Here is a 19,060-nt window from a genome sequence, read left to right as displayed (position 1 = left end):
GAGCCTACCGTCAGGGGTGTGAGGCCACTCACGGCCGCTGCCTACCGCGACACTTAAGTCATGGCGACGACACGCCGCGGCGGGTCGCCATGATTCAAGTCTCGAGATCAGTTGGTGGTGCCCACAGCGCGCTCACCGAGAGCCCCGCCCGCTGCAACATCGACCGCAGCAGCGGCAGGCTCACGCCGATCACGTTCGACGGGTCGCCGTCGATCCCGTCGACGAACCAGCCGCCCAGCCCGTCGAGCGTGAACCCGCCGGCCACCTGCAGCGGTTCGCCGCTGGCGACGTAGGCCCGCAGGTCCGCGTCGGAGAGATCGGCGAAACGCACTGTGGTGCAGGCTGATTGCGCTTCGCGGCCGATGACGGCCCCGTCGCTCAGCCGCAGCAGGCAGTGCCCGGTGTGCAGCCGGCCGGCCCGGCCGGCCATGCCGCGCCACTGGGCCATCGCGGCGTCGGCCGAGCCGGGCTTGCCGCACAGCTCACCGTCCAGGTGCAGCATCGAATCACAGCCCAGGACAACGCAATCCGCCGCGACGGCCCCGTCCAGCTCGCCCGCCACGCGTTCGGCCTTGGCGGCCGCCAGCGCGCACACCACCTCGCCCGGCGCGGCGCCGGGCCCCAGCCCGGCGATGAGGGCGTCCTCGTCCACACCGGAAACCACGACCAGCGGATCGACGCCGGCCTGCCGCAGCACCTTCAGGCGGCCCGGCGAGGCCGACCCGAGGACCAGGCGGGTCAACGCTTCATGTGCGTCATCTGCTGCATGGTGAGCCGCTGGTAGTTCGACATCGCAAACCGCAGCCGGTCCACCGGCAGCCCCCAGCGGGTGGGCTCGGGCTCGGTGGGCGCGGGGGCACCGCCGCCCACCAGGCCGAGCGCGGTGACCAGCGCGGCCAGCTCCTCGTCGGTGGGGTGTCCCTTGACGATGTGGATGTGCGGCTCGTGCGGCTGTGCGGCCTCGTCGCTCACGGCTTCCTCGCTCACGGCTTCCTCGCTCACAGCGGGATGTTCCCGTGCTTCTTGGGGGGCAGGTGTGAGATCTTGCGTTCCAGCAGCCGCAGCGCCGTGCCGATGTAGCCGCGGGTGTGCGAGGGCGGGATCACCGCGTCGACGTAGCCCCGCTCGGCGGCGACGTACGGGTTGACCAGCGTGTCCTCGTACTCCTGCTGCAGCTCGAGCCGCAGCGCGTCGACGTCCTTGCCCTCCTTGGCCGCCTCGGCCAGCTGCTTGCGGTAGACGAAGCCGACGGCCCCGGAGGCGCCCATCACCGCGATCTGCGCGGTCGGCCAGGCGATGTTGACGTCGCAGCCCATGTCCTTGGAGCCCATGACGCAGTACGCGCCGCCGTAGGCCTTGCGGGTGATGACGGTGATCTTCGGAACCGTGGCCTCGCCGTAGGCGAACAGCAGCTTGGCGCCGCGCCGGATGATGCCGTTGTATTCCTGGCCCGTGCCCGGCAGGAAGCCCGGGACGTCCACCAGCATGATGATCGGGATGTTGAAGCAGTCGCAGGTCCGCACGAACCGCGCCGCCTTCTCCGAGGCGTTGATGTCCAGGCAGCCGGCGAACTGGGTGGGCTGGTTGGCCACGATGCCCACCGGCCGGCCCTCGATGCGGCCGAACCCGACGATGATGTTGGTGGCGTAGCCGTTCTGGATTTCCAGGAACTCGTCGTCGTCGAGGATGCGGGTGATCACCTCGTGCATGTCGTAGGGCTGGTTGGCCGAGTCCGGGATCAGCGTGTCCAGCTCGAGGTCCTCCTCGGTGAGGTTGTCCTCGATCGCGCCCTCGGGGACGGGCTCGGCGTAGCGCGGCGCGTCGGTGGCGTTGTTGGGCGGCAGGTAGCTCAGCAGGTCGCGCACCCAGTCGAAGGCGTCCTGCTCGCCGGAGGCGACGTAGTGCAGGGTGCCCGACTTGGCCATGTGGGTGTGCGCGCCGCCGAGCTCCTCCATCGTGACGTCCTCACCGGTGACGGTCTTGATGACGTCGGGCCCGGTGATGAACATCTGGCTGGTCTGGTCGACCATCACCACGAAGTCGGTCAGGGCGGGGGAGTAGACGTGCCCACCGGCCGCGGCGCCCATGATCAGCGAGATCTGCGGGATCACGCCGGAGGCCAGGATGTTGTTGCGGAAGATCTTGCTGTACAGGCCGAGCGAGACGACGCCCTCCTGGATCCGCGCCCCGGCGCCGTCGTTGATGCCGATCAGCGGGCGGCCGGTCTTGAGCGCCAGCTCCTGGACCTTGACGATCTTTTCGCCGTAGACCTCGCCGAGGCTGCCGCCGAACACCGTGGCGTCCTGGCTGAAGATGCACACGTCGCGGCCGTCGATGGTGCCGTAACCGGTGATCACACCGTCGCCGAGCGGGCGGTTGTTCTCCATGCCGAAGTTCTTGCTGCGGTGCCGCGCCAGCGCGTCGAGCTCGACGAACGAGTCCTCGTCAAGCAGCGCCAGGATACGCTCGCGGGCGGTCAGCTTGCCCTTGGCGTGCACCTTGTCGACGGCCTCTTCGCCCACCGGGTGCAGCGACTCTTCCCGGCGCTTGTGCAGCTCGGCGAGCTTGCCTGCCGTGGTGTGGATGTCGATGGTGTGCTCGGCTGCGGGCTCCGCGGTGTGGTCGGTAACGCTTGTCATGGGAGTCGAGCTTAGCGGCGCGGTAGTCTCCGCTGATGGACGCCCGCCCGGTGGGAACTGCGGACTGGGCGGCCGAATGCGATGTGCTGGTCGCGGGATCGGGCGGTGGCGGGGTCACCGGTGCCTACACCGCGGCGCGCGAGGGTCTGGACGTGTTGCTGGTGGAGGCGACGTCGAAATTCGGCGGGACCACCGCCTACTCGGGTGGGGGCGGCGTCTGGTTCCCGTGCAACCCGGTGCTCGTGCGGGCCGGTGTTGACGACACCATCGAGGACGCGCTCACCTATTACCACGCCGTGGTCGGTGACCGCACCCCCCGCGAACTGCAGGACACCTACGTCCGCGGCGGCGCCGGGCTGATCGAGTACCTGGAGGCCGACCCCCTGCTGAAGTTCGTGCCGTTGCCCTGGCCGGACTACTACGGCAAGGCGCCGAAGGCGCGGCTGGACGGCCAGCGCCACATCGCCGCGAAGCCCTGGAAGGTGGCCGCCGCCCCCGAACTGCGCGAGGCGATCCGCGGGCCGCTGGACACCGACTGGCTCGGCGCGGCACCGCCCTCCGACTACTACCTCGGGGGACGCGCGCTGATCGCGCGGTTCCTCAAGGCGATTGCGCAGTACCCGACGGCGTCGCTGCGGCGCGACACCGCCCTGGTCGAGTTGGTGATGTCCGACGGGCCAGAAGGGCGGGTGACGGGCGCGATCGTCGAGAGTCACGGTGAGCGCCGCGCGATCCGGAGCCGGCTCGGGGTGCTGCTGGCCGCCGGCGGTTTCGAGAACAACGAGGAGTTGCGGCGCAGATACGGGGTGCCGGGCGACGCACGAGACACCATGGGTGGCCCGGGAAGTCGCGGCCTGGCGCTGCAGGCCGGCATCGCCGCGGGCGCCGACACCGACCTGCTGGACCAGGCGTGGTGGTCGCCCGGCATGACGCATCCCGACGGCCGCTCGGCATTCGCGCTGTGGTTCACCGGCGGCATCTTCGTCAACCAGGACGGCAACCGGTTCGTCAACGAGTCCCGGGCCTACGACCGGGTCGGCCGCGAGATCATCGAGCAACTGCGGGACGGGTCAATCACGTTGCCGTACTGGATGATCTACGACGATAGGGAGGGCGAGGTGCCGCCGGTGAAGGCGGCCAACGTCTCCATCGTCGAGACGGAGCGCTACGTCGCGGCCGGCCTGTGGCACTCCGCGGACACCCTGGACGAGCTGGCCGACAAGATCGGTGTCCCCGGTCGGCAGCTGGCGGTAACGGTGGCCCGGTTCAACGGCTTCGCCGCGTCCGGCGTCGACGAGGACTTCGGCAGGGGCGACGAGGCTTTCGAACGCGCGTTCTCGGGGGGCGCCTCGCCCCTGGTGCCCATCGATCGCCCGCCGTATCACGCCGCGGCTTTCGGCATTTCGGACCTGGGCACCAAGGGCGGCCTGCGCACCGACACCGCCGCCCGGGTGCTCGACACGTCCGGCAACCCCATCCCCGGTTTGTACGCCGCCGGCAACACGATGGCCGCGCCCAGCGGCACCGCCTATCCCGGCGGCGGCAACCCGATCGGAACCAGCATGCTGTTCAGTCACCTGGCCGTCCTGGACATGCTCGACGCCACGAGCCGCCGGGGCCGCTGAGTTCTAGGCTGGGTCCAGTGACAGACCGAGACCAGCTCCCAGCACCGTTGGACGAGACCGCATTACGAGCCGAGCTGATCGGCACCGGGCTCGGCTGGCGCCGGCTCGACGTCGTCGAGCAGACCGGCTCCACCAACGCCGACCTGCTCGCGCAGGCGACGTCGGGGACCGACGTGGCGGGCGCCGTGCTGATCGCCGAGCACCAGACCGCCGGCCGCGGGCGGCACGGCCGCGGCTGGTCGGCCACCCCGCGGACGCAGATCACGATGTCGGTGGGCGTCAGCATCGTCGACGTGCCGACCGCCGGGTGGGGCTGGCTGCCCCTGGCCACCGGGGTGGCGGTGGTCGACACGCTCGCCCCGCTGCTCGACGGGGTTCGGGTGGGGCTCAAGTGGCCCAACGACGTCCTGGCCGGACCCCCCGATGCGCCGGGCAAGCTGGCCGGCATCCTGGCCGAGGTGGCGAAGCCGGTGGTGGTGATCGGCCTGGGGCTCAACGTCTTCGAGGCTCCGGGCGGCATCGACGGGGCCACCTCGCTGCTCGACCTGGGCGTGCCGGCGCCCGACCGCACGCGGCTGGTGTGCGGGCTGCTGAGAGAGCTCGGACGGCGGATCGTCGCCTGGCGCGCCGCGCGCGGGGCGGACTGGGCGCTGGCGGCCGACTACCGGGCGCGCAGCCTGACCATCGGCAACCGCGTGCGCGCGCAGGTGCCCGGCGGCAAGGAAATCGTCGGGATGGCGAGCGCCGTCGACGACCAGGGCAGGCTGTGCATCGAGACCGGGGGACAGACCGTCGTCGTTTCGGCCGGTGACGTGGTGCATTTGCGGTAACTTTCGCCAGGTGAGCTACCCGGATAACGTCCTGGCCGCCGGCGAACAGGTGATCATCCATCGCCACCCGCACTGGAAGCGGCTGATCTGGCCCGTCCTGGCCCTCCTGCTGGCGACCGCGCTGGCGTCGTTCGGGTCCGGCTACCTGAACTCGACGCATTGGGGCCAGCCGGCCAAGAACGTCATCTACGCCGTCATCTGGGGCATCTGGCTGGTGATCGTCGGCTGGCTGACGCTGTGGCCGTTCCTGAGCTGGCTGACCACACATTTCGTGGTCACGAATCGACGGGTGATGTTTCGGCACGGGGTGCTGACCCGCACCGGGATCGATATCCCGCTGGCGCGGATCAACAGCGTGGAATTCCGTGACCGCATTACCGAGCGGATGTTTCGGACCGGGACGCTGATTATCGAATCGGCGTCACAAGATCCGTTGGAGTTCTACGACATTCCGCGGCTGCGCGAGGTGCACGCGCTGCTGTATCACGAGGTTTTCGACACCCTCGGTTCGGAGGAGTCGCCCAGCTGAGTCAGCCGGCTGGCCCGGTTGCGCCAGGCCCGCAGCAGCGTGACGTTCCCGCCCTCGATCTCGTCCTCGAGCATCTCGGCGATGCCGCCGGCGGTCAGCGCGGACTCCAGCGCCTTGTCGGGGTTGCGCGCGTACTCGTCGGGGAACACCCAGCGCCGGAACGCCCAGAAGCGGAACGCCATCTGCAGCAGGTTGCCGATGATGTAGGCGGAGATGAAGTCGGCAATGTTCTCCACGGTCAGCGACACCATCGGCTCCCGCAGCTGCAGGATGTAGCTGGAGAACCACAGCGGCGCCATGGACAGCAGCACGCCCACGCCGCTGAACGCGAAGAACAGCAGCGCCTCGTGGTGACGTTCGCGGCCGCCGCGATCGCGGAAGCTCCATTCGCGGTTCAACACGTAGGACGCGATGACCGCAACGATGCCGGCGATGACCTTCGCGGTGACCGGCTTGTAGTCCAGAATTGTCAGCTTGAGGGTATAGAAAATCGCCGAGTCGATCACGAAGGTCGTTCCGCCGACGATGGCGAATTTGATCAGTTCGTGGTGGCGCAGCAAATAGGGCTGAATAAATCCGGGCAGACGCTCGATTGCGGCTTCGGCGAAGGGCACAAGTCGTCAGTCTACGGACGCACACAAAATCGACGCAAAATCGTACATAACATTTCGGCGTCACCGCCGGTCAACACGCCGCCGGCGCCGTGACACCATGATGGCCGTGCCGAGTACACACCCGCCCGGAGCCGTCCCCGCAGTCTCGCCGTTGGTCGCCATGGTCGGCGGCGGTCAACTGGCCCGGATGACCCACCAGGCCGCGATCGCCCTGGGGCAGACGCTGCGGGTGCTGGCCACCGCCGCCGACGAGCCGGCCGCGCAGGTCACCCCGGACGTCGTGATCGGCTCGCACACCGATCTGGAGGACCTGCGCCGGGTGGCGGCCGGGGCCCACGTGCTGACGTTCGACCACGAGCACGTGCCGGCCGAACTGCTGGAGAAGCTGGTCGCCGAGGGCGTCAACGTGGCGCCGCCGCCGCAGGCGCTGGTCCACGCCCAGGACAAGCTGGTGATGCGCCGGCGGCTGGAGGCCCTGGGTGTCCCGGTGCCCCGCTATGCCGAGATCGCAACCATCGACGAACTCGACGCCTTCGCGCGGCGGATTGCCGGCCCCGTGGTCGTGAAAGCGGTCCGCGGGGGTTACGACGGGCGAGGGGTGCGGATGGCCCGCGACCCCTCGCATGCCCGCGAAATCGCGACCGCCTTCCTGGCCGATGGGGTGCCGGTGATGGCCGAGGAACAGGTGAACCTGCGCCGCGAACTGTCGGCGCTCGTCGCGCGCTCCCCGTTCGGCCAGGGCGCGGCGTGGCCCGTCGTGGAGACCGTGCAACGCGACGGCATCTGCGTCCAGGTGATCGCCCCCGCGCCCGAGCTGCGCGGCGACGTGGCCGCCGCCGCCCAGCAGCTGGCGTTGCGGCTGGCCGCCGAGCTCGGCGTCGTCGGGGTGTTCGCCGTCGAGCTGTTCGAGACGGTCGACGGGGAGCTGCTGGTCAACGAGCTCGCGATGCGACCGCACAACTCCGGGCACTGGACCATGGACGGCGCGCGGACCGGCCAGTTCGAGCAGCACGTGCGGGCCGTGCTGGACTATCCGCTGGGCGACACCGACGCCGTGGCGCCGGTGACGGTGATGGCCAACGTGCTCGGCGCGCCGCAGCGGCCCGCCATGACGGTCGACGAGCGGCTGCACCACCTGTTCGCGCGGATGCCCGACGCCCGGGTGCACCTCTACGGCAAGGAGGAACGGCCCGGCCGCAAGGTCGGCCACGTCAACTTCCTCGGGGCCGACATGGCCGAGGTGGCCGCGCTGCGGGAACGCGCCGAGCGGGCGGCACACTGGTTGTCGCACGCGCAGTGGACGGACGGATGGGACCCACATGACTAGAAACCCCAGGGTCGGGGTGATCATGGGCAGCGACAGCGACTGGTCGGTGATGTCCGACGCGGCGGCCGCGCTGGCCGAGTTCGACATTCCGGCCGAGGTCCGGGTGGTCTCGGCGCATCGCACGCCCCAGGTGATGTTCGACTACGCGCGCGGGGCGGCCGACCGCGGCATCGAGGTGATCATCGCCGGCGCCGGCGGGGCCGCCCACCTGCCCGGGATGGTGGCCTCGGCGACGCCGCTGCCGGTGATCGGGGTGCCGGTGCCGTTGGCGCGGCTGGACGGCCTGGATTCGTTGCTGTCCATCGTGCAGATGCCGGCGGGCGTCCCGGTCGCCACGGTGTCGATCGGGGGCGCCCGCAACGCGGGACTGCTCGCGGTGCGCATGCTCGGCTCGTCGGACCCGGCGCTGCGCGCGCGGATCGTCGAGTTCTCCGACCAGTTGGCCGAGAGCGTGCGGGCCAAGGATGAAGCGCTGCAACAGCGTCAGGGTAAAGTTACCGGCGAGTAGCTAGAGGAGGCTCGTGATGGCTGGTTGGGCCGGAGACCCCACGTTCGATCTGTTCCAGTTGCCCGAGGAACACCAGGAATTGCGGGCCGCGATCCGCGCGCTGGCGGAGAAGGAGATCGCCCCGCACGCCGCCGACGTCGATGAGAACTCGCGGTTCCCGGACGAGGCGCTGGCGGCGCTGACCGCGTCGGGCTTCAACGCGGTGCACGTGCCCGAGGAGTACGGCGGGCAGGGTGCGGACTCGGTGGCGGCGTGCATCGTGATCGAGGAGGTCGCCCGGGTTGATGCGTCGGCGTCACTGATTCCCGCGGTGAACAAGCTGGGCACCATGGGGCTGATCCTGCGGGGGTCGGACGAGCTGAAGAAGCAGGTGCTGCCCTCGATCGCCGACGGTTCGGCGATGGCGTCCTACGCGCTGAGCGAGCGGGAGGCCGGCAGTGATGCGGCGTCGATGCGTACCCGGGCCAAGGCCGACGGGGACGACTGGATCCTCAACGGCGCCAAGTGCTGGATCACCAACGGCGGCAAGTCGAGTTGGTACACGGTGATGGCGGTGACCGACCCGGACAAGGGCTCAGGCGGCATCTCGTCGTTCATGGTGCACGCCGAAGACGAGGGTTTCACCGTCGGTCCCAAGGAACGCAAGCTGGGCATCAAGGGCTCACCGACCACCGAACTGTATTTCGAGAACTGCCGCATCCCCGGCGACCGGATCATCGGCGAGCCGGGCACCGGCTTCAAGACCGCGCTGGCGACGCTGGACCACACCCGGCCCACGATCGGCGCCCAGGCGGTGGGGATCGCCCAGGGCGCGCTGGACGCCGCGATCGCCTACACCAAGGATCGCAAGCAGTTCGGCCGCCCGATCAGTGATAACCAGGGCGTGCAGTTCATGCTCGCCGACATGGCGATGAAGCTGGAATCCGCCCGGCTGATGGTCTATCACGCGGCCGCGCGCGCCGAGCGCGGCGAATCCAACCTGGGCTTCATCTCCGCGGCGTCCAAGTGCTGGGCCTCTGACGTCGCGATGGAGGTGACCACCGACGCGGTCCAGCTCTTCGGCGGCGCCGGCTACACCGTGGACTTCCCGGTCGAGCGAATGATGCGCGACGCCAAGATCACCCAGATCTACGAGGGCACCAATCAGATTCAGCGCGTGGTCATGTCACGGGCGTTGCTGCGCTGACCGATAGGATCTCCGGCGGTTCACCATCCGGGGTGGTAGGGCCGGACGTAGAGTCGTGCGATGAGTCGTGCCCGCGGCAGGGGGTCTGAAGTGAACAGCGTGGCGTCCTCTGCGCATCCCCGGATGACCGGGACTTGATGCCGGTGCGCGCTCCAGTGACCCCGGCGGCGAATTGGCAGTCCTTGTCTTTGCTGTTGGTGGAGGACGACCGCGCCGACGCGGTGCTGGTGGAGGACCTCATCGCCGACGCGGTCGCCGACATCCGGGTGGTGTGGGCGCAGTCGATGGCCCACGCCGAGCGTGAACTGGCCTCGGCCCGGCCCGACTGCGTGCTGCTGGACCTGCACCTGCCCGACGCCAACGGCATCGACGCGCTGGACCGCATCGCCAAGCGCGACGCCACGGTGCCGATCGTCGTGCTGACCGGGCTCAACGACGAGTACTTCGGGGCTTCCGCGGTCGCCGCCGGCGCCCAGGACTACCTGGTCAAGGGTCGCGTCGAACCCGAGATGCTGCGGCGCGCGCTGCTGTACGCGATCGAGCGCAAGCGCGCCGAGCTGATCGCCGCCGACCTGCACGCCACCCGGCTGCGGGCCCGGGAGAACGCGCTGCTGGAACGCGGGCTGCTGCCGTCCCCGCTGCTGCTGGACAACCCGGGCGTCGACATCGTCGCCCGGTACCGGCCGAGCCGCGAGGACGCGCTGCTGTGCGGCGACTTCTACGACGTGGTGCAGACGCCCGACCGGGTGGTCCACGTCCTGATCGGCGACGTCGCCGGGCACGGGCCGCACGAGGCCGCCCTGGGCGCGGCGCTGCGGATCGCCTTCCGCGCGCTCACCTTCGCCGGCGTGCAGGGCGTGGAGCTGATGCGGCAGCTCGAGCGGGTGCTGCACTCCGAACGAACGGGCACAGGGGTTTTCGCGACCGTCCTGAGCCTGGAGATCCCGCCCGACAGCTCGCGCATCACCGCGATCCGGGCCGGCCATCCCGGGATGCTGTTGCAGCGCGACGGCACCGTCGAATGGCTGGAGCCGCCGGGTGGCCCCGCGCTGGGTCTGCGCGCCGACGACGACTGGCCGCGGCACGAGATGGACTTGCCGCCGGGTCACGGCCTGCTGCTGCTCACCGACGGGCTGTTCGAGGGGTATTCGGGACCGGGCGCCCAACGCCTGGGCGAGGACGGCCTGCTCGAGCTGGCCCGGTCGCACGCCAACCGGCCGGGGCCGGAGTTCGTCGACGCGCTCATCGACGGGGCGCAGCAACTCGCCCAGCCGCGCGGCGGGCTCACCGACGACATCGCCGTCCTGCGGGTCGAAAGGACCACCAGGTGACCCCGACGTTGCGCCGCTTGCGGCTGTCGCAGCTCACCGTGCGCGGATGGCAGGCCCTCGTCCTGGTCAGCATGGGCGTCATGGTGCTGGCCGGCGCGCTGGTCGGCGCGTCGCTGCTGAACCGCACGGACGACATGACGGACCAGCTCGTCGACAGCATCCAGCCGGCGCGCGTGGCGGCCTTCCAGCTGCAGGCCGCGCTGCGCGACCAGGAGACGGGAATCCGCGGCTACCTGCTGGCCGGGGACCGGCAATTCCTCACGCCGTACTACGACGGGCAACACGCCGAACAGGCCGCGGCGGAAGAGATCCGGCGGCGCCTGGGTCAGCGCCCGGATCTCATCGTCGACCTCGCCGCCATCGAGGACGCCGCCGCCAACTGGCGGGCCAGTTACGCCGAGCCGGTCATCGCCACGGTGCTGCCCACCGGCAAGAACGTCGCGAGCAAGCCGTCGGCGGAGCGCGGAAAGACCGAATTCGACCATCTGAGAACGCTTTTCGATAGGCAGAACGCGAACCTGTCGGCGGCGCGGGTGGCCGCCGCGGCCGAGCTCAAGCACACCGACGCCTGGCGGGACCGGGTGTTCGGCGCCATGGTGTTGCTGTTCTTCATCACGGCCGGGCTGCTGGGGTTCCTGGTCCGCGACACGGTCGCCCGTCCGCTCGCCGCGCTGGCCGCGGCGTGCCGGCGGATCACCCAGGGCAGCTTCGAGGAGAGCATCGCAGCGCCGAAGCGGCCCAAGGACGTTCGCGACATGGCCATCGACGTGGAGAACATGCGCAAGCGGATGGTCGAGGAACTCGAGGTGTCGCGGTCGGCCCAGGCGCTACTGGACGAGCAGGCCGCCGAATTGCGCCGGTCCAACACCGAACTCGAGCAGTTCGCCTATGTCGCGTCGCACGACCTGCAGGAGCCGCTGCGCAAGGTCGCCTCCTTCTGCCAGCTGCTGGAGCGCCGCTACGGCGACAAGCTCGACGAGCGGGGCATCGAATACATCGGCTTCGCGGTCGACGGGGCCAAGCGGATGCAGGCGCTGATCAACGACCTGCTCACGTTCTCGCGCGTCGGCCGGCTGGGCACCACCGAGACCGATGTGGACCTCGACGCGACGCTGGATTCCGGCCTGGCCAACCTGGCCGTCGCGATCGATGAGTCGCAGGCCGAAATCGTGCGCCCCGACGCCCTTCCGCAGATCAAGGGCGACCCGACGCTGCTGACGATGCTGTGGCAGAACCTCGTCGGCAACGCGGTGAAGTTCCGGCACAAGGATCGCCCGCCCCGCGTCGTCATCGAGTGCGCTCCGGGCATCGGCAATCACGACGGCCAATGGGTGATCACCGTGTCGGACAACGGCATCGGCATCCCGGCCGAGTTCGCCGACAAGGTCTTCGTCATCTTCCAGCGCCTGCACGGCCGCGATGTGTACGCGGGGACCGGCGTCGGGCTCGCCCTGGTCAAGAAGATCGTCGAGCACCATGGCGGCACCATTCGGATCGACACGTCCCGCACCGAGGGGACGCGGTTCGAGTTCACCCTGCCCATGGCCGGGCCCGAGCCCGCCGAGCACGCAGACTCAGCCGCTTTGGAAGGAGCGCATCAGTGACATCAGAGGGCAGAGCGATCGACATCCTGCTCGTCGAGGACGACCCGGGGGACGAGCTCATCACGCGAGAAGCGTTCGAGCACAACAAACTCAAGAACCGGCTGCACGTGGCGCACGACGGGGAGGAGGGACTCGACTACCTCTACCAGCGCGGCAAGTTCGAGGACGCGCCGCGGCCCGACCTCATCCTGCTGGACCTGAACCTGCCTAAATACGACGGCCGCCAACTGCTGGAGAAGATCAAGTCCGACCCGGACCTGGCCCGCATCCCGGTCGTCGTGCTCACCACCTCCTCGGCGGAGGAGGACATCCTGCGCAGCTACAAGCTGCACGCCAACGCCTATGTGACCAAGCCGGTCGACCTGGACCAGTTCATGAAGGCGGTCCGGCAGATCGACGAGTTCTTCGTCCAGGTGGTGCGGCTGCCCAGCCTGTGACGGCCTACGGCGTGGTCTGCGGCGCGTTCAGGAACGCGTCGTTGTGCTGCCCGGGCGCGGGCGGGGGATCGGTGGCCACCGCGTCGAAGCTCGAGTAGCGCGCCGGCATGCGGACCACCGTGACCGAGTCCTCGCCGCTGCCCACCCGCAGCGCGAGCTCGTTCTCCGCGAACAGCGGGGTGTCCACCACCTGCTTCCAGGTGTAGGCCAGGCAGGCCATCAGGCCGCCTTCCTGGAGCAGCTCAACCCACTCGGCCGCGGTCCTGGCGGCCAGCGCCGCCTCGAGTTCCTCGGTCAGCTCGGCGTAATTCATTGCGCGCGAACGCTGGTCGATGAACCGCTCGTCGGTCAGCAGGTCCGGGCGGCCGATGATCTCGCACAGCTTGGCCCAGTGCTTGGGCACATACGCACTGATCACCAGGTACCCATCGGCCGCCTTGAACGCGTCCGACGGTTGCGTCGCGAAACCAACTCCCTTGCGCTTCTTGGGTTTCGGTGTGGCGTCGGGCTTGGGCGCCTCGGCCGGCTTGTTGAGGTGGATGGTGAGCTGGCCGGCCTGCAGGTTGACCGCGACGTCGTACATGGCGACACGCACCACGTCGGCCACGCCATGGCGCTCCCGGTTGAGCAGCGCGGCCAGCACCGCCTGGGTCAGCACGTGCCCGCTGGCGGCGTCGACCAGCTGGAACGGGATGATCTGCGGCTTGCCGGTCGGCGTCGGCATCCCGGTGGTCATGCCCGACTCGGCCGCGACCATCAGGTCCACGCCCGGCCTGCTGCCGTGCGGGCCGTTGCCGCCGTAGGCCGACAGCCGCGCGTAGATCAGCCGGGGGTTGCGGGCGCGCAGGTCGTCGGGGCCCAGGCCCATGCGCTCCATCACGCCGGGACGAAACCCCTCCAGCACCACGTCGGCGGTGTCGACCAGCCGCAGGATCTGCTGCTTGGCCTCCTCGTCGGTGAGGTCCACCGCCACCGACTTCTTGCCGCGGTTGTGCGGCAGGAACAGCGTGGGCAGCGGCGGGCGCCCGGGCAGCACCGCGGTGATCTGCCGGGCCGCGTCGCCGTGGGGCGCCTCGACCTTGATGACCTCGGCGCCCAGGTCGGCCAGCACCTGCCCGGCCAGCGGCCCGGCGATGTTCTGGGTGAAGTCGAGAACCCGGAATCCGTCAAGCGGCTTGGCGGGGGCGCTGTCTGCCATGGGTGGCCTTCCTGTCATCCGGCCTGCTTCAAGACCCCAGTGCAGTAGTAGTTCTGGGCGAACGGCGCACCGGGGTCGGTGCGCTGCAAAGGTAACCCGTTGTCGGCCAACAGCTGATTCAGGGGTGTGCGAACGGTGCGCCAGCCGAGCCGCTCGAGGTGGGTGGCGGCGTCGGTGCGCTCGCCCGGGAAGCCCAGGTCGCCCAGCGCGATGTCCAGGCCGTTGTCCCGCCACTTCTGGCTGGCGGCGTTCAGGGCGTCGCCGTTGGTGCCGGAGTTGATGAAGACCTCGGCGACCAGGCGGCTGCCGTCGGCGCTGAGCGCGGTGATGTCGTCGAGCAGCCGGTCCTGCGCCTCGGGCGGCAGGAAACCGAGCAGGCCCTCGGCCGCCCAGGCGGCGGGCCGCGCGGCGTCGAAGCCGGCCCGGCGCAGCGCCGACGGCCAGTCGTGGCGCAGGTCGATCGGGACGGCCCGGACCTCGGCGGTGGGCTCGGCGCCGAGCTCGGCGATGGTGGCGGTCTTGAATTCGATGACCTGCGGCTGGTCGATCTCGAACACCGCGGTGCCCGCCGCCCACGGCAGCCGGTAGGCCCGCGCGTCCAGGCCCGAGGCCAGCAGGACCACCTGGCGGATGCCGGCGTCGCCGGCCTCGGCGAAGAACGCGTCGATGTACCGGGTGCGCGCGGCCAGCATGTCGGTCATGCGCTGCATGCCCCACGGGGCGCCGGGCTCGTCGACGTCGGCGGAGCTCAACTCCCCGGCGGCCCATCGCGTCATGAAGTCGACGCCGACGGCGCGCACCAGGGGCTCGGCGAACGGGTCGTCGATCAATCCGTCGCGGGTGGCCCGGGCCCGTCCGGCCGCCACCATGGTGGCGGTGGCCCCCACGCTGGTGGCCAGGTCCCAGGTGTCATTCTCGGTGCGCGTCATCGGCATTGCCCCTTTCCGGCGAGTCGTTAACCAGAGTAACGATGGTGACCAAAGGCCCACCCGGTAGTGGCGTTGCGCCCTTATCCGAGGCCGCACAGGGCGGGAGCATCGACGTGTGCAGACGGTGCGAATTTTCGGGCGGGCGGGTTTGGAAGCCCGGTCGCTCCTGCTCTATGCCCGTTCCGGGGGCCTGCGGTTGATCGCGCCCGGACGAATCTTTCCGGTGCTGCGCGCCGTGGAGCGCTTCGGCCTGCTCGGGGCGGCCACGGCGATCGCCGCCGGGCGGGACCGCGACGGTTTGGCGCTGATCGACGAGCGCGGACCCCTGACGTTCGGTGAGCTGGACTCGCGGACCAACGCGCTGGCCAACGAGTGGCGGCGGCTCGGCCTGGGCCCGGGCCACGCCGTGGCGATCCTGGTGGGCAACCACCGGGGCTTCCTGGAATCCGTGTACGCCGCCGCCAAGTGCGGCGCCGGCGTCCTGCTGCTCAACACCGGTTTCGGCGCCCCGCAACTCGCCGAGATGCTGTCCCGGGAACGCGCCGACCTGCTGGTGTACGACGAGGAGTACGACGCCGTCATCGCCGACGTCCAGCCAAGGTTGGGCCGGATCCGGGCGTGGACCCAGGCGCCCGCCCCCGACAGCCTCGACGCGCTGATCGAGCGCGGCGATCCCGGCCCCCCGCCGCCGTCGGGTGGGCGCCCCAAGATCGTCATCTCCACCAGCGGGACGACGGGCACCCCGAAGGGCGCCGCGCGTTCGGAACCCAGCTCGCTGATACCGGTCGGCGGCCTGCTCGGCAAGGCCCCGTTCCGCGGCCGGGAAGTCACCGAATGCTGTGTGCCGCTGTTTCATTCGATGGGCTTCAGCCACGCGATGTACGCGATGGTGCTGGGCTCGACCCTGGTGCTGCGCCGCCACTTCGACGCCCGGCAGGCGCTGGCCGGCGTGGCCGCGCACCGGGCCAGCGCCATGATCGTCGTGCCGATCATGTTGCGGCGCATCCTGGACCTGGGTCCGGCGGCCCTGGCCGAGCACGACCTGTCCTCACTGCGCATCGTGTTCATCGGCGGTTCCCAGCTCGGTGCCGCGCTGGCCACCCGGGCGCTCGAGGCGCTCGGCCCCGTGGTCTACAACATGTACGGGTCCACCGAAGTCGCCTACGCCACCATCGCCACGCCCGCAGACCTGGCGGTCGCGCCGGGCTGCGTGGGCGCGGTGGTGCCCGGATCGGTCGTCAAAATCCTCGGCGACGACGGCCAGGAGGTTCCCCCCGGGACGCCGGGGCGGATCTTCGTCGGCAACGTGCTGGCCTTCGAGGGATACACCGGCGGCGGCACCAAGGAATCGATCCGGGGCCTGATGTCGACCGGCGACGTCGGCCATTTCGATTCCGACGGAAGGCTTTTCATCGACGGCCGCGACGACGAGATGATCGTCTCCGGCGGGGAGAACGTGTACCCCGGCGAGGTCGAAGACGCGCTCGCCCATCACCCCGACATCGTCGACGTCGCGGTCGTCGGCGTGGACGACGAGGAGTTCGGCCAGCGGTTGCGGGCCTACGTCGTGGTCCGGCCCGGCGCGGCACTGACCGAACGCGACGTCCAGGACTACGTCCACAACCGGTTGGCGCGGTTCAAGGTTCCCCGCGACGTGTGCTTCGTCGACGCACTGCCCCGCAACGCGGGCGGCAAGGTGCTCAAGCGGGTGCTGACCAGCCAGGCTTGACACGGTGGTGTTACACCGGTTTTCGCCGCGAAACTGTATTCGCGACGCGTTCGCCGAGTAATGCCGTCGCCAGTTGCAATTTCGCGGCGGTTAAAGGCGATACCGGATCAACCGGGAGCTGTTGGCCACCACCGCGACCGACGAGGCGTTGTGCAGGATCGCGGCGAGCACGGGGGACAGCGCCCCGCCGGCGCCGATGATCAGGCCCGCGGCGTTGACCGCGATCGACATGCCGTAGTTCTCCCGGATGACGTCGACGGCACGGGCGCCGAGATCGCGCACGTCGAGCAGGCGGCGCAGGTCGTCGTTGGCCAGCGCCACGTCGGCGGTCTCGACGGCGACGTCGGTCCCGGCCAGGCCCATGGCGATCCCGATGTCGGCCGCGGCCAGCGCCGGCGCGTCGTTGATGCCGTCGCCGACCATGCCGACCAGGTAGCCCTCGTCCTGCAGCCCGCGGACCACCTCGAGCTTGTCCTCGGGCATCACCTCGGCGCGCCACTCGTCGATGCCCAGCTCCTGGGCCACCACCTCGGCGATGTCCGGGTGGTCGCCGGTGAGCATGACGATCCGGCGAATGCCGTTGTCCCGCAGCTCCTTCAGCACATCGACGGCCTCGGGGCGCACCTCGTCGCGCAGGCTGATCAGCCCCACCAGCTTGCCGTCGACCGCGAGCAGCAGCGGGGTCTCCGCCTGGCGCCGCAGCCTGTCCACCCACTCCGACGCCTTCTTGGACACCCGCACCTTTTCGGCGCGCAGCAGCCCGGGACTGCCGAGCAGCAGGGTGCGGCCGTCGGCCCAGGTCCGCATGCCCAGACCCACCAGCACTTCGCACTCCTCGTGCGGCGGGATGGTGATGTGGCGTTCCTCGGTCGAGCGGATCACCGCCTCGGCCAGCGGGTGCCGCGAATGGATCTCCGAGCTGGCTGCATACGCCAGCACCTGCTCGGGCTCCCAATCCTTGTGCAGGGCAATGATATTGGTGACCACGGGGCGGCCGACGGTCAGCGTGCCGGTCTTGTCGAAGACGATCGCGTCCACCCTGGCCGCCTGCTCGAGGTGCGAGCCGCCCTTGATCAGGATGCCGCGGCGCGCGCCGTTGCCGATCGCGGCGCTGATCGCGGTCGGGGTGGACAGGCCCACCGCGCAGGGGCAGGCGATCAGCAGCATGGTCATCGCGCGGCGCACGTCGCCGGTGACCGCCAGGGTGAGGGCGGAGACGACGAACGAGGTGGGAACGAAACGGCGGGAGAAGTTTTCGCCGACCGTCTGGATGGGCGCCCGGTCGTGCTGGGCCTCCTCGACCCGGCTGATGATGCGCCCGATCGCGGTCTGGTTGCCGACGGCCTGGGCGCGCACCACCAGGCGTCCGCGCACCACGACCGACCCGGCGTGCACGTGCGCGCCGACCAGGGCGGAGACGGGCAGGTTCTCGCCGGTGATCGCGGACTGGTTGACAATGGCCTCGCCATCGATCACCTCGCCGTCCACCGGGATCGCGACGTGGTCGTGGATGACCACCTCGTCGCCGATCTGCACGCTGTCGATCGGCACCTGAACCTCGGCCTGGTCGGGCAGCCGGATCCACGCCGTGTCCTGGCTGCCGCGCAGCAGTTCGGAGATGGCCCGCCGGGTCCGTCGCAGGGTGAGGTCTTGCAGGTATTCGCCGATGTTGAGCAGCCACAGCACGGTGAGCGCCACCACGTTCTCGCGCAGCACCAGGCTGGCCACCGTCGCCGCCGATACCAGAGCGTCGGTGCCGGCGCGGCCCGACCGCAGCGAGCGCAGCGCGCCGCGCAGGAACGGGTAGCCGGTGAAGACGGTGACACCGGTGGCCAGGATCCGGCCGTTCGGGCCGAGCAGCGGCGGCCGGGCGAACACGTAGCGGCGCACGCCGAGCAACGCCAGCGCCACACCGCCGACCACCATCCGCAACACGTCGGTGTTGCGGATCTCCGACGAATGCGGCGCGCGTGCCGGGATCAGCTCGGCGGCGACGTGCGCGGCGGAGCCGATCGCCGCCAGCACGGCGGAGCGGTCGCAGCGCCGCGGCGAATACCAGACGACGACGGATCCGGTGCGCGGGTAGGCGTGCACCACGCGCACGCCGTCCTGCTGGGCGACGGACTCCTCGATCGCGACCGCGCGCCGGGAGTCGCAGCGCAGCCACGCGACGGAAACGCGCATGCGCCCGGCGGCATCCGAAATGATCTGCAGCGCAGGGTCTTCCGTGGTCAGGTCGGGGAGGGCGGCGGTGTCGACGGACATGCCCGCGCGATCAGTGGTCGTGCTGGTGGGCGTCGGCGATGGACGGGGTGGGGGCCTCCTCGCCGATGCGTTCGCGGGCCTCGGCCATCACGTCGGCGATCTTGAGCCGGGCCGACTCGGCGGCCTCCTCGGCCTTGCGGGTCCCGCGCAGCCCCAGCTCGGCGGCCGACACCGCGGTCTCGTGCAGGGGGGCCTTGGCCACGGCCTTGCGCACCACCTCGTAGGCCGTCACGCCGACGAGGCCGGTCACCACCGTCGATGCCGCCTTTGCCAAGAGCGCGTATCCCGCCATTGCCCGGACCTCCTCGT

At 70.2% G+C, this 19,060-nt stretch carries 18 protein-coding genes; 10 read left to right on the top strand and 8 right to left on the bottom strand.

Features of this window, described 5'->3' with window-relative positions:
* Positions 1-94: 94 nt before the first annotated feature.
* Genes C1737_RS13475 through C1737_RS13465 form a run of 3 tightly spaced genes read right to left on the bottom strand, consistent with a single transcriptional unit; the run spans position 95 to position 2,639 of the window.
* Positions 95-742, bottom strand: a complete 648-nt coding sequence (locus tag C1737_RS13475; protein WP_102418629.1) for a nucleoside triphosphate pyrophosphatase — start codon at positions 740-742, stop codon at positions 95-97.
* A complete protein-coding gene (locus C1737_RS13470; RefSeq protein ID WP_102418628.1) occupies positions 739-1,002 on the bottom strand; it encodes an acyl-CoA carboxylase subunit epsilon in 264 nt (87 codons plus the stop codon). Before C1737_RS13470 ends, C1737_RS13475 begins: the two co-directional genes overlap by 4 nt.
* Entirely contained in the window at positions 999-2,639 is a 1,641-nt protein-coding gene (locus tag C1737_RS13465; RefSeq protein ID WP_068091300.1) for an acyl-CoA carboxylase subunit beta, read from the bottom strand. The genes C1737_RS13470 and C1737_RS13465 overlap by 4 nt, the downstream gene beginning before the upstream one ends.
* Positions 2,640-2,674: 35 nt before the next feature.
* Here C1737_RS13465 and C1737_RS13460 point away from each other — a divergent pair, with 35 nt between their 5' ends.
* Genes C1737_RS13460 through C1737_RS13450 form a run of 3 tightly spaced genes read left to right on the top strand, consistent with a single transcriptional unit; the run spans position 2,675 to position 5,623 of the window.
* Positions 2,675-4,264, top strand: a complete 1,590-nt coding sequence (locus C1737_RS13460; protein WP_102418627.1) for an FAD-binding protein — start codon at positions 2,675-2,677, stop codon at positions 4,262-4,264.
* A 17-nt stretch (positions 4,265-4,281) separates the two neighbouring features.
* The gene (locus C1737_RS13455) at positions 4,282-5,094 is read left to right on the top strand and encodes a biotin--[acetyl-CoA-carboxylase] ligase (protein ID WP_102418626.1); all 813 of its coding nucleotides are present in this window, start codon (positions 4,282-4,284) and stop codon (positions 5,092-5,094) included.
* 10 nt (positions 5,095-5,104) lie between these two features.
* Positions 5,105-5,623, top strand: coding sequence for a PH domain-containing protein (locus C1737_RS13450; protein WP_102418625.1), 519 nt, complete (start codon positions 5,105-5,107; stop codon positions 5,621-5,623).
* Here C1737_RS13450 and C1737_RS13445 read toward each other — a convergent pair.
* Positions 5,578-6,237: a GtrA family protein gene (locus C1737_RS13445; RefSeq protein ID WP_102418624.1), complete on the bottom strand. Its 660-nt coding sequence runs from the start codon at positions 6,235-6,237 to the stop codon at positions 5,578-5,580. The genes C1737_RS13450 and C1737_RS13445 overlap by 46 nt on opposite strands.
* Before the next feature lie 97 nt (positions 6,238-6,334).
* Here C1737_RS13445 and C1737_RS13440 point away from each other — a divergent pair, with 97 nt between their 5' ends.
* The 6 genes from C1737_RS13440 to C1737_RS13415 all read left to right on the top strand — a co-directional run bounded on the left by C1737_RS13440 (position 6,335) and on the right by C1737_RS13415 (position 12,630).
* Positions 6,335-7,564 (top strand): 5-(carboxyamino)imidazole ribonucleotide synthase, encoded by a 1,230-nt coding sequence (locus C1737_RS13440; protein WP_082972692.1) that lies wholly within the window; start codon positions 6,335-6,337, stop codon positions 7,562-7,564.
* The gene (purE, locus tag C1737_RS13435; RefSeq protein ID WP_102418623.1) at positions 7,557-8,072 is read left to right on the top strand and encodes a 5-(carboxyamino)imidazole ribonucleotide mutase; all 516 of its coding nucleotides are present in this window, start codon (positions 7,557-7,559) and stop codon (positions 8,070-8,072) included. Before C1737_RS13440 ends, purE begins: the two co-directional genes overlap by 8 nt.
* A gap of 16 nt (positions 8,073-8,088) precedes the next feature.
* A complete protein-coding gene (locus tag C1737_RS13430; protein WP_102418622.1) occupies positions 8,089-9,258 on the top strand; it encodes an acyl-CoA dehydrogenase in 1,170 nt (389 codons plus the stop codon).
* Between the two features lie 137 nt (positions 9,259-9,395).
* Positions 9,396-10,589 (top strand): PP2C family protein-serine/threonine phosphatase, encoded by a 1,194-nt coding sequence (locus C1737_RS13425; RefSeq protein WP_067924943.1) that lies wholly within the window; start codon positions 9,396-9,398, stop codon positions 10,587-10,589.
* Between the two features lie 71 nt (positions 10,590-10,660).
* Positions 10,661-12,193 (top strand): CHASE3 domain-containing protein, encoded by a 1,533-nt coding sequence (locus C1737_RS13420; RefSeq protein WP_102419936.1) that lies wholly within the window; start codon positions 10,661-10,663, stop codon positions 12,191-12,193.
* Entirely contained in the window at positions 12,190-12,630 is a 441-nt protein-coding gene (locus C1737_RS13415; RefSeq protein WP_067205287.1) for a response regulator, read from the top strand. The genes C1737_RS13420 and C1737_RS13415 overlap by 4 nt, the downstream gene beginning before the upstream one ends.
* A gap of 4 nt (positions 12,631-12,634) precedes the next feature.
* Here the strand turns inward: C1737_RS13415 and C1737_RS13410 are convergent, their stop codons facing one another.
* Entirely contained in the window at positions 12,635-13,828 is a 1,194-nt protein-coding gene (locus tag C1737_RS13410) for a CoA transferase (RefSeq protein WP_102418621.1), read from the bottom strand.
* A gap of 14 nt (positions 13,829-13,842) precedes the next feature.
* Entirely contained in the window at positions 13,843-14,757 is a 915-nt protein-coding gene (locus C1737_RS13405; RefSeq protein ID WP_102419935.1) for a class I SAM-dependent methyltransferase, read from the bottom strand.
* A gap of 115 nt (positions 14,758-14,872) precedes the next feature.
* Between C1737_RS13405 and C1737_RS13400 the strand changes: the two genes are divergently transcribed.
* Positions 14,873-16,486, top strand: coding sequence for an AMP-binding protein (locus C1737_RS13400; protein ID WP_082975178.1), 1,614 nt, complete (start codon positions 14,873-14,875; stop codon positions 16,484-16,486).
* 90 nt (positions 16,487-16,576) lie between these two features.
* Here C1737_RS13400 and ctpC read toward each other — a convergent pair whose 3' ends face one another.
* Both ctpC and C1737_RS13390 read right to left on the bottom strand, forming a co-directional pair.
* Complete coding sequence (gene ctpC, locus C1737_RS13395; RefSeq protein WP_102418620.1) at positions 16,577-18,751, bottom strand: manganese-exporting P-type ATPase CtpC; 2,175 nt, start codon at positions 18,749-18,751, stop codon at positions 16,577-16,579.
* A gap of 10 nt (positions 18,752-18,761) precedes the next feature.
* Positions 18,762-19,043 (bottom strand): DUF1490 family protein, encoded by a 282-nt coding sequence (locus C1737_RS13390; protein WP_067924953.1) that lies wholly within the window; start codon positions 19,041-19,043, stop codon positions 18,762-18,764.
* Positions 19,044-19,060 lie beyond the last annotated feature (17 nt).

Source organism: Mycobacterium sp. 4858, assembly GCF_900240975.1.
Taxonomy (GTDB): domain Bacteria; phylum Actinomycetota; class Actinomycetes; order Mycobacteriales; family Mycobacteriaceae; genus Mycobacterium.
The sequence above is the reverse complement of the archived record's forward strand: the minus strand, read 5'-3'. Positions and strand labels throughout refer to the sequence as shown.